5 protein-coding genes are annotated in these 15,156 nt (G+C 47.8%); 4 read left to right on the top strand and 1 reads right to left on the bottom strand.

Annotated features, from left to right (window positions below):
• Window positions 1–21 precede the first annotated feature (21 nt).
• The 4 genes from fliP to AB204_RS10260 all read left to right on the top strand — a co-directional run bounded on the left by fliP (window position 22) and on the right by AB204_RS10260 (window position 13,806).
• Window positions 22–759: a flagellar type III secretion system pore protein FliP gene (gene fliP, locus AB204_RS10275; RefSeq protein ID WP_411354713.1), complete on the top strand. Its 738-nt coding sequence runs from the start codon at window positions 22–24 to the stop codon at window positions 757–759.
• Window positions 760–806: 47 nt separating this feature from the next.
• Window positions 807–1,076, top strand: coding sequence for a flagellar biosynthesis protein FliQ (gene fliQ, locus AB204_RS10270; protein ID WP_047963290.1), 270 nt, complete (start codon window positions 807–809; stop codon window positions 1,074–1,076).
• 2 nt (window positions 1,077–1,078) lie between these two features.
• Complete coding sequence (gene fliR / locus AB204_RS10265) at window positions 1,079–1,861, top strand: flagellar biosynthetic protein FliR (RefSeq protein ID WP_047963289.1); 783 nt, start codon at window positions 1,079–1,081, stop codon at window positions 1,859–1,861.
• Between the two features lie 161 nt (window positions 1,862–2,022).
• Window positions 2,023–13,806 carry a non-ribosomal peptide synthetase gene (locus AB204_RS10260; protein WP_084728559.1) on the top strand — a complete coding sequence of 3,928 codons (11,784 nt, stop codon included), beginning with the start codon at window positions 2,023–2,025 and terminating at the stop codon, window positions 13,804–13,806.
• A gap of 62 nt (window positions 13,807–13,868) precedes the next feature.
• On the opposite strand, the gene budC is transcribed toward AB204_RS10260, so the two are convergent.
• The gene (budC, locus tag AB204_RS10255) at window positions 13,869–14,627 is read right to left on the bottom strand and encodes a meso-2,3-butanediol dehydrogenase (RefSeq protein WP_047963288.1); all 759 of its coding nucleotides are present in this window, start codon (window positions 14,625–14,627) and stop codon (window positions 13,869–13,871) included.
• Window positions 14,628–15,156: the final 529 nt, after the last annotated feature.

The raw sequence follows: 15,156 nt of genomic DNA, 5'->3' as shown, positions 1-15,156 counted from the left end.
TTTGTCTCACAGCTTAATATGATGCGTTTGGCAACTCTGTTTATGGCACTCTTATTGCCACTGTTCCCCATGAACGCCGCTGCCGAGTTGCCCGGCATCATCAGCCAACCTTTACCCAACGGCGGACAAAGTTGGTCACTGCCAGTTCAAACCCTAATTTTTATCACGGCTTTGGGATTCATTCCTGCGGCTTTGCTGATGATGACCAGTTTTACCCGTATTATCATTGTACTGGGCTTACTGCGTAACGCACTGGGGACACCATCCGCCCCCCCTAACCAAGTAATGCTGGGTCTGGCACTGTTTATGACTTTTTTCATCATGGCACCGGTATTTGATAAGGTTTACCAAGACGCTTACCTGCCCTACAGTGAAGATAAGATCACACTGGAAGCCGCGCTGGATAACGGTTCGAAGCCTCTGCGCCAATTCATGTTGCGCCAGACGCGAGAAAACGATTTAGCTCTGTTTGCCCGCCTTGCAAACCAAGAAGCATTTGAAACCGCGGATTCTGTCCCAATGCGTGTGCTGGTTCCTGCATTTATTACCAGCGAATTAAAAACAGCATTCCAGATTGGTTTTACGCTCTTCATTCCGTTCCTGATCATCGATCTGGTCGTTGCCAGTGTTCTGATGGCCTTGGGGATGATGATGGTTCCGCCTGCCACCATATCACTGCCGTTTAAACTGATGTTGTTTGTCTTGGTGGATGGCTGGCAATTGTTGCTTGGCTCACTGGCACAAAGTTTTTACGTCTAGCGTAGCTCTTATTGGAAAAAGATTAAAAAAAGCGGTTTGAGAAAATTATGACTCCAGAATCGGTAATGGCCCTTGGCGTTGAGGCAATGAAAGTAGCGTTGGCATTAGCTGCCCCACTTCTTTTGTCTGCTTTGATTTGTGGCTTGATCATCAGCTTATTGCAAGCGGCAACTCAGGTAAACGAGATGACTTTATCGTTTATTCCGAAAATCCTGGCCGTTGTCGTTACTATCGTTGTCGCGGGGCCATGGATGCTGAACTTGCTTCTGGACTATATGCGTACTTTGTTTAGCAGCATTCCGACTATGATCGGTTAACCATGATCCCGTTCGATAGCGAAACGCTCTCCCGCCTTGTCAGTGATTTTTTCTGGCCGTTGGTACGTCTATTGGCGCTGTTTAGCATAGCGCCAATTTTCAGTGAAAAACAGATGCCGATAAAGGTCAGAATAGGCTTGGCGTTAGCTATCACCGCTTTATTGGTTCCGGGTCTCCCTGCTTCCCAGATTCCTGTTTTTTCCGTTCCCGGCATTTGGGTCCTGATACAACAAATATTGATCGGTATGGCCTTGGGATTAACCATTCAGATTGCTTTTGCTGTGGTACGACATGCCGGTGAAGTACTTGGATTACAAATGGGGCTTTCATTCGCCACATTCTTTGATCCTACCGGTGGCCCGAATATGCCCATTTTAGCCCGTATTCTGAACATGCTGATGATGTTGCTGTTCCTGGCGTTTGACGGGCATTTATGGTTGCTGTCTATTCTGGTAGATACGTTTTATTCCATTCCCATTCAATCGACTCAATTGAATCCAAAAGGTTTTCTGTTATTGGCTCAAAGTGCCAGCCTGATCTTTGTCAATGGCATGATGCTTGCGATGCCAATGATTACCCTACTCTTGGTTCTGAACCTTTCTTTGGGCATGCTGAACCGCATGACACCTCAGCTTTCTGTATTTGTGGTCGGCTTTCCTCTGACTCTGACAGTAGGTATTTTCACTCTTTCCCTGTTGTTCCCGATGCTGGTGCCATTTACAGAGCGGCTATTCGGAGAAATGTTCGACCGTTTAGCAGTGATTATTCATGAAATAGTGCTGTAAACGTTATTTTTCTGATAAACCCGCCATTCTGGCGGGATAAATTTTCATCCGCAGTTACGATTAACTTTCCGATAACAAAAAATATCGACATACAGTATTTATTTCAGTTAACTTAATTTCTCATGGTTACTATTGTAAAGCAGAACTATTACCAAGGAGAAATGAGAATGTCACATAACAACTCTTCACAAACTTTCTCAGCAGTTCGTAATAATAATTCTCTCCCCTCGCATACCTATCCTCTCAGTTCTCCTCAGCAAGCTATCTGGTTTGATCAGGCTATTCATCCCAATTCTTCCAACTACCATCTCAGCCTTTTCATCTGCATTGAAGGAGAGTTGAATGAAGCATTATTTGCCCGGGCCTTTGAAGCCGTTGTTTATTGCCATGACGCTCTACGTTTGCAACTGAGCAACACCCATGCTTTGCCCACTCAGAAGATTGCTCATTCTCTTCCTGCGGTTGTGGAGATACACGATTTTTCATCGTATCCAGACGCTGAAATCAGAGCAAAACAATATATGGATGCCGAGTTCATGCGCCCATTTCATTTGGATGAGGCGCTGTGGCGTTCCAAATTATTGCGGGTCAGCAATACCTGTCGGTACTGGCAATTTTGTTGTCATCATTTGATCATTGATGGCACGGGTATGTTCATACTCCTTGACAAGGTTATCAATGCCTACAACCGTCTGATGAAAGGAGAAACACTGAACAACTCCGCTCACTCTTATCTTGATTTTATTACGGATAACCTCAACTATCTTGCTTCTGAACACTACTCACAGGACATGCAATTTTGGTTGAAGCGTTATGAAAACCTGCCTCCCCCTTTACTCCAGCCTGCCAATTCCAATAGCATTGATGTCAATAACAATAAGAACCACAAACAAGCTAATCCCATTGTGTCTCAGCCTGTTCGCTGGTCAATCGACCAGACACTTTTTAAACGCATCGAAAAGGCGGTTGGCGGACAAGGATTACCTTTCCTGCATTTCATGTATGCCATTCTGGCCTGCTATTTCGCACGAACAACAGATGTAGACAGAATTGTCATCGGCAGTCCCTTGCACAACCGCAAAAATACGCGACAAAAATGCACGATGGGAATGTTCGCAACCGTGATCCCCATTGGCATCACCCTTTCTCCGGAGGATACGTTTCGTGATGTCATGCGCAAAGCTGCAACCGAAATGAGTCTTTGCCATGAGCATCAACGCTTTCCCATCGTAGAATTCAACCGACAACGACACATCCGGCAAAAAGTCGGGAATGCGCGATTATTTGATGTGACGTTATCTCTCGAACCGTTTAAAACAAATCTGCATATGGAAGGAGAGAACACCAGCGTCAAACTTTTCGACCTACATTCCGGTGCCCCCTATCCGCTTTGTATCAGAATCAAACAATTTATAAACACCGCCCGTCCTGAAGATACCTATTCCCCGATTTCCATTGAGTTCTATTTTTCTCCTGATTACCTGAATACCACGGAAGTTATGGCGCTCCAGTCCCGTCTTGCCGTCTTGCTTGATGCCGCTCTCACTTCTCTGGAGATCCCTTCCCTGACGGATACAAAAATAGTCGATCTGCCTCTCCTGCCCGACATTGAGCGCCAACAAGTATTGGTGGATTTCAACGCCACCCAAGCTGAATTCCCGCAGGATACCCTGATTCATCAACTGTTCGAAGCACAAGCACAACGCACACCGGATGCCATTGCCGTGGTCTTTGAAGAGCAATCGCTGAGTTACGATGAATTGAACAAACGTGCCAATCGTCTGGCACACCATCTGATTTCCCTTGGCGTTCGTCCTGATGATCGGGTGGCAATTTGTATTGAGCGCAGTCTGGAAATGGTGGTCGGCTTATTAGGTATCCTCAAGGCTGGGGGCGCGTTTGTGCCACTCGATCCGACTTATCCGACCACGCGGCTGATCTATATGCTCAATGATTCAACCCCCGTGGCTCTGGTGACTCAGACGACGATTACTCAAACGATGACGGCAGAAACGTGGAACAGTCACCTGCCAACCTTACTACTCGATACTCCAGAATATTCTGTTTTGGATGAAAGATCGGAAGAAAACCCGGAAGTACAAGCACTGGGGCTGACTTCCCGTCATCTGGCTTATGTCATTTATACCTCTGGCTCCACAGGGCAACCTAAAGGCGTCATGATCGAACATCGCAGTTTGGGTAATTTGATTACCACCCAGCAAGACACACTCGCCATCACTCCAGACAGTCGAATCTTGCAGTTTGCCTCAAACAGTTTCGATGCCTGCATTTGGGAATGTTATATGGCACTATTGGCGGGCGCTCGCCTTTATCTTGCCAAACGGGAGCATCTTCTGCCGGGAACAACGCTGTCTCACTATTTAGAGACTCATGCCATTACTCACGCCCTCTTGTCCCCCACCGCTCTGGCAACAATGGATACCCTTCCGGCAACACTGCAAATCTTAATGGTGGGAGGGGAAGCATGTCCACCTACGCTGGTCAAACGCTGGGCGCAAGGACGGCAGATGATCAATGCGTATGGCCCGACGGAAACCACCATTTGTTCCACCATCTGCCAATGTGGGAGTCAGGAAAGCATTGGTAATCAGGAAGCCTTTGATAATCAGGAAAATCATGCGCCACCGATTGGTCATCCCATCTCCAACACTCAAATCTATATCCTTGACACTTACGGTCAACCCGTTCCGCAGGGAGTCGTGGGAGAGATTTATATTACTGGTGTCGGCGTTGCCCGCGGCTATCTGAATCGCCCCGAACTCACTGCCGAACGATTCCTTATCAATCCGTTCTCCTCTTCTGTGCACAACGCACGTATGTACAAAACCGGCGATCTGGGGCGTTGGTTACCCGATGGCAAGATTGAATATCTCGGCCGCAATGATTTTCAAATCAAACTGCGCGGTTTCCGCATTGAGCCGGGAGAGATCGAGGCAAGACTGCGGCAATGCCACGGCGTGCGTGAAGCTGTTGTGCTGGCTTGCGAAAATCGTTCCGATGAAAACACGTCCGATGAAAATGGATCGGCTCCAGAACAACTGGTCGCCTATTTACTGCCTAAGGCGGATGCTGAACTGAAGCCAATGGCATTGCGGCAACAGCTCGCACAACATCTTGCAGAATATATGATACCCAGTGCCTTTGTGACACTTGATGCCTTCCCACTGACACCCAATGGCAAACTCGACCGTCAGGCGCTCCCCAAACCCGATCATACTGCAATTGTCACACGCAGTTATCAGGCCCCTATCGGGGAAGCAGAAACCACCCTGAGCCAAATCTGGCAAAGGTTGCTCGGAGTGAAACATGTCAGCCGCTACGATCACTTTTTCGAGCTTGGCGGGCACTCGCTGATCGCCGTTAGCCTGATCGAACAACTGCGCGATCTGGGATGGGTTCTTGATATCCAGCTTATATTCACCAAACCCGTGCTGAACGAGATGGCAAAAGCGCTACTGTCGGCTCAGGAGAATACAGTTCAAGGAAACAGGGAACAAAAAAATACGACGGTGTTCACTGTGCCGCCCAATCTCATCCCTGACGGCTGTACAGCCATTACACCCGGCATGCTGACTTTAGTTTCCCTATCCCAACAAGATATTGATGCCATCGCCGCCACTATTCCTGATGGTGCTGTCAATATCCAGGATATCTATCCGCTCGCGCCATTGCAGGAAGGTATTTTGTTCCATTATCTGTTGCAGAAACAGGGGGATACTTACCTGTTACGCAATTTGCTTGCCTTCAACACCCGCGAACGGCTGGACGTCTTTCTGGCGGCTTTACAACAGGTCATTGACCGTCACGATATTCTGCATACATCAATCTACTGGCAGGGATTGGTGCAGCCGGTGCAAGTCGTCTGGCGGCAGGCATCTTTGAGCATTAATACGTTTTTACCGGATGGCGGACAGGATATCCCTTCTCAATTATTGTCACATACCGATCCCCATCACTACCGTCTTGATGTGAGTCGGGCACCGCTATTCTCAGCCGATATTGCCTATGATCCGCGTCAGGATGAGTGGTTACTGGTTTTGTGTATCCATCATTTAGTCTGTGATCATATAACACTGGAACGTATCATTGATGAAATCGGCACATTATTGCGTAGCCATACCGAAAGCGGATGTCTTGACAATCGTCACTCTGAAAAATTATCCCCGGTATTATCTTATCGTCACTTTGTCGCTCAATCCTTGCAGACGCCGACCTCAGCGCACGAAGCCTATTTCCGTAACGTGCTCTCTGATGTAGATACACCGACAGCGCCTTTCGGGATACTGGATATTCACAGCGGGAACAGGCAGATATCGGAGACTAAACAGCCCATAGATGAACTACTTGCCAAAGCTATCCGCACACAAGCCCAACGTCAGGGTGTCAGCCCCAGTATATTGTTTCATGTTGCTTTGGCTCTGGTGCTGGCAAAAGTAAGCGGACGTGATGATGTGGTCTTTGGCACGGTATTGCTGGGACGCATGCAGGGCGGTACGGGCATCGATCAAATGATGGGGCTGCTTATTAATACTTTACCCATTCGGATCAGGCTTACGGATAACAGCGCACAGACAACCGTTCAGGAAACCTATCTCAGGCTGATGAAGTTGCTGGAGCACGAACAGGCAACACTAACGCAAGCCCAATATTGTAGTGACGTGATACCCCCTTTGCCGCTCTTCAATACACTACTCAATTATCGTCATAGTCAATCAGAGACTACCTTTGCTAAATGGGAAGGTATGCGTTTGCTGATGCAAGAAGAGAGAATTAATTATCCTATCGGTTTGTTTGTCGATGATTGGGGTGATGGATTTAGTTTAGTTGCCCAAACCGTATCGGATATCGATCCGATTCGGCTGATCGGCTATATGACCACTGCCCTGACGGGATTAGTCGAAACGCTGGAAACCTCACCCCACCAGCCAATTTTGGATATTTCGATTTTGCCCGTTAGGGAACGTCAACAGTTGCTGGTGGATTTCAATAATACAGCAGCCGATTTCCCGCAAAACACGCTTATCCACCAGCAGTTTGAAAAGCAGGTACAGCACAATCCCGATGCGATTGCTATCACCTTTGGAGAACAATCGTTGACGTATGCTGAACTGAACCGTCAAGCCAATCGTTTAGCGCATCATCTGATTGCCTTAGGTGTCCGCCCGGATGATCGGGTAGCGATTTGTTCTGAACGTAGTCCTGTCATGATGGTAGGATTACTCGCTATCCTAAAAGCCGGCGGTGCCTATGTCCCGCTCGATCCAAACTACCCTGCCGAACGACTGGCCTATATACTTGAGGATGCCGCTCCTGTTGCCTTGCTCACCCAAACAACATTGATCAATCCGCTAACCAACACCGTACCCATTGTAGATCTCAATAATCTTGCATCTCTTATGGCGGACATGCCAACCAGCAACCCAGATCCCCAAATTCTTGGCCTGACACCACGCCATCTGGCTTATGTCATTTATACCTCGGGTTCGACGGGTGTGCCCAAAGGGGTAATGAATGAGCATCGCGGTGTCGTGAATGGTTTATTCTGGGCACAGGAGACTTATCAATTAACCCCGCAGGATCGTGTCTTGCAGAAAACACCGTTCAGTTTTGATGTTTCCGTTTGGGAGCTATTCCCGCCCCTGATGTTTGGTGCCCAACTAATTTTGGCTCACCCCGATGGCCATAAAGATCCGCACTATTTACTGTCCGAGATAGAAAAGCGCAGGATTACGATCATCTACTTTGTGCCTGCCATGCTACAACGATTTCTCCATGCTATTCCCGTCGGACGCTGCCCTTCCCTGCGCCACATTTTATGCAGTGGTGAAGCATTTCCTTATATCTTGCAGCAACAATGCCTGTCCCATTTTGCTCACTGTCAGTTACACAATTTATATGGTCCTACTGAAGCAGCGGTTCATGTTACCGCCTGGCAATGTGTGCAGGAACGTTATATCGGACGGATACCCATCGGGAAACCCATCGCCAATACCCAAATTTATCTTCTCGATAGCCACGGAAAACCGGTTCCAATAGGAGCCATCGGTGAGATTTACATTGGCGGAACCGGTATCGCCCGCGGTTATCTGAATCTTCCAGAACTCACCGCAAGACACTTTATCTCTGATCCTTTTTCTTCAGGCCCTGATGCCCGTCTATACAAAAGTGGCGATCTGGCTCGTTGGTTACCTGACGGGAATATTGAATATCTTGGCCGTGACGATTTTCAGGTCAAGATACGCGGCTTCCGTATCGAACTTGGCGAGATTGAAGCCAGACTGACGCAATGTCACGATGTACGCGAAGCGGTTGTGATTGCCCGGGAAGATACGCCGGGCGAAAAACGTCTGGTTGCCTATCTACTCGCTAAACCCGATGCGACACTGGTGCCAGCAGAATTACGTCAGCAACTTGCCCAACACCTTGCTGAGTATATGCTGCCCAGTGCCTTTGTGACGCTTAATGCCTTTCCATTGACACCCAATGGCAAGCTCGACCGTCAGGCACTGCCAATGCCCGACCAGACGGCACTCGTGACCCGTAACTATGAAGCCCCCATCGGAGATATGGAAATTGAGCTGGCTGAGATTTGGCAAGCACTGCTGAAACTGGAACGAGTGGGTCGTCATGATCATTTCTTTGAACTCGGTGGTCATTCCCTGCTCGCCATCCAACTTGCCGCGCGAATACGCCAAAAACTGTCGCGGGAATTGCACTTACAGCAACTTTTTTCTCACCCTGTCCTGTCCGATTTGGCTACCTTGCTCACCGACACGCCAGTGACAACCCAAATCGTTATTCCTGCTGCTGATCGCTGTCAGCCACTGCCACTCTCTTTCTCTCAACAACGTTTGTGGTTCCTTACCCGCCTCAATACCAAAACCAATCTGGCCTATCACATCCCGATAGTCCTGCATCTCAGCGGGCATCTTGATCATACTGCGGTTACGGCTGCGCTTGACCATCTCGTCAGCCGGCATGAAAGTTTGCGCACCCGTTTTGTCCTGATTGATGAACAGCCTTACCAACATATCGACAGCGCAGATACTGGGTTTTCTCTGACCTATCAGGATCTGCGCAGATTAGACGAAACTTCTCGCCTGACCTGTATCAACGAATTAGTGGAACTCGAAACACAAACCCCGTTTGATTTTGCTAATGAGCCAATGGTTCGGGGCCAATTGCTGCAACTGTCTGATGAAGAACATGTGCTGATTATTATCCAGCATCACATCATCACCGATGGCTGGTCGACCGGGATATTGTTCCGCGAACTGGGTGCTCTCTACCGTTCCGCACTAGGAGAATATGGCGATCCTTTACCCCACCTTCCCCTCCAGTACGCGGACTACGCCGTCTGGCAGCAGAAAAGACTACAAGGTGAGGTTCTCACTGCCCAACGGGATTTCTGGCAAAAGCAGCTTCAAAACGCACCGACATTGCTGGCTCTCCCTATCGATCATCCACGCCCGCCAGAACAAAGTTACAAAGGCAATCATGTGCCCGTTCACCTGAATGCTGATTTATTGTCTGCCCTCAAAGCACTCGGCCAACGTCAGGATACAACGTTATTTATGACCTTGTTTGCAGCCTGGAGCATCGTGCTTGCCCGTTTAAGCGGACAGGACGATATCGTTATTGGCACCCCTGTCGCCAACCGTTCATTAAGTGACCTTGAGGGATTGATTGGCTTTTTTGTCAATACATTGCCTTTACGCGTCGAACTGGAACAATGCAACTCTGTGGCAAATCTGCTCGCTCATGTCCGTGAACGGGCACTGGCAGCCTATGCACATCAAGATCTGCCTTTTGAACAATTGGTGGAAACCCTACAACCAGAACGCAGCCTGAGCTATAACCCGATCTTTCAGGTTATGCTGGCCCTGAACAATATTTCTACACTAAACAATACTTCCACACAGTTCCTTGAATTGCCGGGTTTATCTGTCTCGTTGATGGAGCCACCACACCACAGTGCGTATTTTGACCTGACACTGTCACTGACCGAAACCCAAGATGACATCAGTGGTTATCTGGAATACGCTTCAAGTCTGTTCGAGCGGAAGACGATTGAACGCATGGTGAATTATTTCACCAATGTGCTGACAGCCATGACAAGCGATGAGACACAAGCCATTGCTCGCTTACCGATATTATCCGTTGCAGAACGCCAACAGTTATTGGTCGATTTCAATACCACGCCATCTTTGCAAAACGCGGTTGTCGGTTTTTCACAAGATACCTTGATTCACCAACTGTTCGAAGCGCAAGTGCAACGCACACCAGATGCGGCGGCGGTAATTTTTGAAGAGCAATCCTTGAGTTATCACGAACTGAACCGACGCGCTAATCAACTGGCGCACAGCCTGATTGATTTTGGTGTCCGCCCTGATGATCGTGTCGCAATTTATGTTGAACGGGGTTTGGATATGATCATCGGTCTATTCGGGATCTTAAAAGCCGGGGCCGGTTATGTTCCACTTGATCCAGACTATCCTACTGAACGGTTGGTTTATCAGTTATCGGACTGCCAGCCTGCCATATTGTTGACCCAAAAACATTTACAAACACGCTTACCAATACAAGATATTCCCATCCGGCTGTTGGACGATGAAATTCATCATGAGAGCATGCAAAAACAGCCGACGTATAACCCTGACAGCCAGCAGACAGGGCTTCAACCGCACCATCTGGCCTATATCATCTACACCTCAGGTTCAACCGGCAATCCCAAAGGCGTTATGTTAGAACATCACAATGTCGTGAGCCTTATTCATGCACATTGTCAGGTGAGTGAACCCCGCCCGGGTGATCGTATTCTGCAATTTGTGACCTTCGCGTTTGATATTTCCGTGTCAGATATTTTCCCTACTCTGGCATCGGGCGCGACGCTGGTTCTGCGCCCATCCCATATCAAAATACCAAATAGCGCTTTTGTCGATTTTTTGCGTGAACAGAAAGTGACGATCATCAATTTACCAACCGCTTTCTGGCACCATTGGGTACAAGAAATAAAGGCAGGACGTGGCGGTTTCAGCCCCTATCTACGTACCATTATTGTTGGGGGTGATAAAGTGGATCACCGCTGTTTAATGGATTGGCTGTCGTGCCCGGAAACCCAATCCTGCCGCTGGTTCAACGCCTATGGTCCCACAGAAATCACCATCACTGCCACGACGATAGCGATCGATAAAAAAATGATGATAGGTAATACATCTATCCCCTCTATCACTAACAACATTCCGATTGGCCGGCCCCTGTCCAATACCCGTATCTATATTTTAGATGCACTTGGTCAGCCAGTTCCTATCGGCGTAAGTGGTGAAATCTATATCGGAGGCATGGGCGTCGCCCGTGGTTATTCAAACCAACCAGCACTGACAGCAGAGAAATTTGTTACTGATCCCTTTAGCGAACATCCCAACGCCCGTATGTATAAGACCGGCGATTTAGCCCGCTGGCGATCTGATGGCAATATCGAATACCTTGGTCGCAATGATTTTCAGGTCAAGCTACGCGGTTTCCGTATCGAACTGGGGGAAATCGAAACCAGATTGATGCAATGTCACGGCGTACGTGAAGCTATCGTGCTTGCTCGCGAAGATGCTTTTTATGGAAAAACAGGTGGTTATGGAAAAACAGGTGGTTATGAAAAAACAGGGAGCGACAAACGTCTTGTTGCTTATCTGCTCGCTGAACCGAATACGGAACTGGTGCCGGCAGAACTGCGCCAGCAACTTGCACAGCACCTTACCGACTACATGTTGCCCAGTGCATTTGTGACACTAGATGCTTTTCCGTTGTTCCCCAATGGCAAACTCAACCGCCAAGCGCTGCCGAGGCCGGATCAGGCGTCTATCGTGACTCACGCTTATGAATCGCCGCTCGGTGACAGGGAAATAGTGTTGGCCGAGATCTGGCAGGCATTATTAGGGTTGGAAAAAGTCGGGCGTTATGACCATTTCTTTGAGCTGGGAGGCCATTCCCTGATGGTCATCAGCCTGATCGAGCGGCTGCGTAACCAAGGTTGGCTCCTTGATATTCGTACCGTGTTTTCCACACCAACGCTGGCTGGAATGGCGAAAATCATGCAGGTCATCGGGAACAATAATACAACCTCGTTCACCGTACCGCCCAATCTCATCCCTGATGGTTGCACCGCCATCACTCCTGATATGCTGCCGCTGGTTTCCCTGACGCAACATGAAATTGAGACTATCGCCGCCACGATCCCCGATGGTATGACCAACATTCAGGATATTTATCCACTTGCACCATTACAGGAAGGCATGCTGTTCCACCATCTCCTGCAAACACAAGGAGATGTTTATCTGTTGCACCTCTTGCTCGCTTTCGACACCCGCGAACGTCTTGATACTTTTCTGACGGCTTTACAACAGATCATTAACCGCCACGATATTCTGCGTACTGCTTTCTGCTGGCAAGGTTTAACACAACCCGTGCAAGTTGTTTGTCGTCAGGCATCCCTGCACATCAACACCTTTGTACCAGACGGCGATAAAGACGTGTCATCTCAATTGCTGGCACATACCGATCCTTGTCGGCATCGCATCAATATAAGTCAGGCTCCGCTATTATCTGCTGATATTGCCCACGATCCGCAGCAAGAGGAATGGTTGCTGGCTCTCTGCTGTCACCACATACTCAATGACCATATTTCGTTGAATCTTATCATTGCCGAAATCAACGAACTGCTGCACCACCGTACCGAACACTTATCTCCTGTATTGCCGCCTGTACTGCCTTACCGCAACTTTATCGCCCAGTCCTTGCAAGTGCCGACGTCAGACCACGAAACCTATTTTCGTAGAGTACTCGCTGGTGTGAATACACCGACTGCGCCCTTCGGAATACGGGATGTACACAGTGGAGACAGATCGGCAACTGAGGTTATCAAGCCACTTAATGCAGCACTCGCCAGAGCTATTCGCAAACAGGCGCGCCGACAGGGGGTTAGTCCCGGAGTGCTGTTCCATGTCGCGTTGGCACAAGTTCTGGCAAAAATAAGCGGACGAGATGATATTGTCTTCGGCACGGTCTTGCTCGGACGCATGCAGGGAAGCGTTGATATTGAACGGATTCTGGGATTATTCATCAATACCCTGCCTGTACGAATCCCACTTGCAGGGAACAGCGTACAAGAAACCGTACAAACCGCTTACCGCAATTTGACGCAGTTACTTGAACACGAACAGGCACCATTAGCACTGGCTCAGCGCTGTAGTGCTGTAGAGCCTCCCCTGCCGCTCTTTAACACACTCCTTAACTATCGCCATAGCCAACCGAATGTCATCCACACCCGATGGGAAGGTATACGTCTGGTGACAGGACGGGAAAGAACCAGCTATCCCATCTATCTGGCTGTAGATGATTTGGGTAAAGGTTTTCTGTTGACGGCTCAGGCTGTATCAGGTCTCGATCCGGCACGACTGATTACTGATATAACCACTGCCCTGACTGATCTGGTGGAAACATTGGAAATTGACCCTCAACGTTCCATCATGAGCATTTCCACGTTACCCGTCACAGAACACCAGCAATTACTGGCCGATTTCAACGCTATTCAGGCTGATTTACTGCAAGATACGCTGACATCAGATCCATCTGCCGTTGTAACAATTTCCGATTACGAAGCGCCATCCGGTGATATGGAAATTGCACTGGCTGAGATCTGGCAGAAGTTACTGGAACGGGAACAGGTAGGCCGCCATGACAATTTCTTCGCGCTGGGAGGTCATTCACTGATAGCAATACAATTGTTGGCCCGCATGTGTGAGAAAAACATGGAAATTCCATTGGCAACATTGTTCACTCATCCCACATTATATGAACTAGCCAAAGTTGTAAGTCAAAATCACTCTGCCTTATTGAATAACTCAAACAACTACCGTTCACTGGAATAAAATTAAGTGGCTCCACGCATTGTGGGGCCACCTTTCGTCCATTAATCTAATGGACAATATCCTTAGTTAAAATTGGGTTGGCCATTGGATGCGGTTACCCCGCCATCTATTGGCAGGTTCACACCATTAATGAAGCTGGCATCTTCACTCGCTAAAAATGCAATGGCGGCTGCAACTTCGGAAGGTTGACCTGCCCTTTTCAACGGAATACGACTGTCGAAATGTTTCAGGGTGTCATCGTCAAAACGATCGACCATCGGCGTCAATACTAAACTTGGGCAAACGGCATTGACGCGAATACCCTGTGAGCCATAATCCAGCGCCATGGCACGCGTTAAATTCACCACTGCGCCTTTCGCTGCACAATAGTGAGCACCTCCCCAGTCTCCCCCTAACCCGGATACAGAAGCGTTATTGACAATACACCCTTTGCTTTCCAGCAAATGAGGTAAAGCAAAATAGCTACAATTGAGTACGCCATTGAGGTTTGTAGCCAAGACTGCATTACCATCTTCTTGTGAAGCACTTAATAAATCACCCACAGCATACAAACCCGCATTGTTGACCAGAATGTCTATCCGACCAAAATGACTGACCGTTTCATCAACCATATTTTTGACCGATTCCCGATCTGTAACATCAGTCTGAATCACCAACGCCTTGTCCGATGATAACTCACCGAGTACACGATTAAGCTTATCAGTATCCCGCCCAGCCAATACAACAATAGCTCCCTCTTGTGAAAAGCGCTTTGCTGTAGCCTCCCCGATACCGCTTCCTGCGCCGGTAATAATAACAACCTTGTCCTCAAATCGAATCATGTTATTGCCCTCATAGATGTATTTTCAAATTTTATCCAGTCTCTATCGGATAGACGGATCATTAACCTTGTCGGATCATAATCCCGCTGAATCGAAAAGATAACATTCGTTGAGATCACAATATTGCCATTAAAAGATGCCAATAAAACATGTCCATTACCAGCCGCATGGCCGAATATCACTATACTAGTAATTCCAGTCAATACAGGGACAACCAGAAAAACAACTAACATATTAACTTGATTTACTATTTCTGACGGAAATAGAAACTAGTTGAAAGTTAAAATCTATTATACAATGTTTAAGTTTGTAAAATTATGTAAGTGAATTTCTGAATTTTATGGGAGGGTCAAATTGCAGACTTTAGAAAAAACTGCTGTAACAGACTCAAGTGGAATTTATACATCTGGTTTGATAATCCTGAATTTTAATTACGTTATCAAATTAGAAAATCACGTAAAAAAGAGACTTCCATGAACACACTGAATATTATAAAAAACAATATGGAGTTGTCACACTCAGTTGAAAT

It is taken from the genome of Xenorhabdus khoisanae, from assembly GCF_001037465.1.
Classification (GTDB): domain Bacteria; phylum Pseudomonadota; class Gammaproteobacteria; order Enterobacterales; family Enterobacteriaceae; genus Xenorhabdus; species Xenorhabdus khoisanae.
This window is presented reverse-complemented; position numbering and strand designations above follow the sequence as displayed.

Bases quoted from the DNA above. Each gene is read 5' to 3' on its own strand.
- fliP (WP_411354713.1), top strand. From the start codon at position 22: ATGCGTTTGGCAACTCTGTTTATGGCACTCTTATTGCCACTGTTCCCC.
- fliQ (WP_047963290.1), top strand. From the start codon at position 807: ATGACTCCAGAATCGGTAATGGCCCTTGGCGTTGAGGCAATGAAAGTA.
- fliR (WP_047963289.1), top strand. From the start codon at position 1,079: ATGATCCCGTTCGATAGCGAAACGCTCTCCCGCCTTGTCAGTGATTTT.
- AB204_RS10260 (WP_084728559.1), top strand. From the start codon at position 2,023: ATGAGAATGTCACATAACAACTCTTCACAAACTTTCTCAGCAGTTCGT.
- budC (WP_047963288.1), bottom strand. From the start codon at position 14,627: ATGATTCGATTTGAGGACAAGGTTGTTATTATTACCGGCGCAGGAAGC.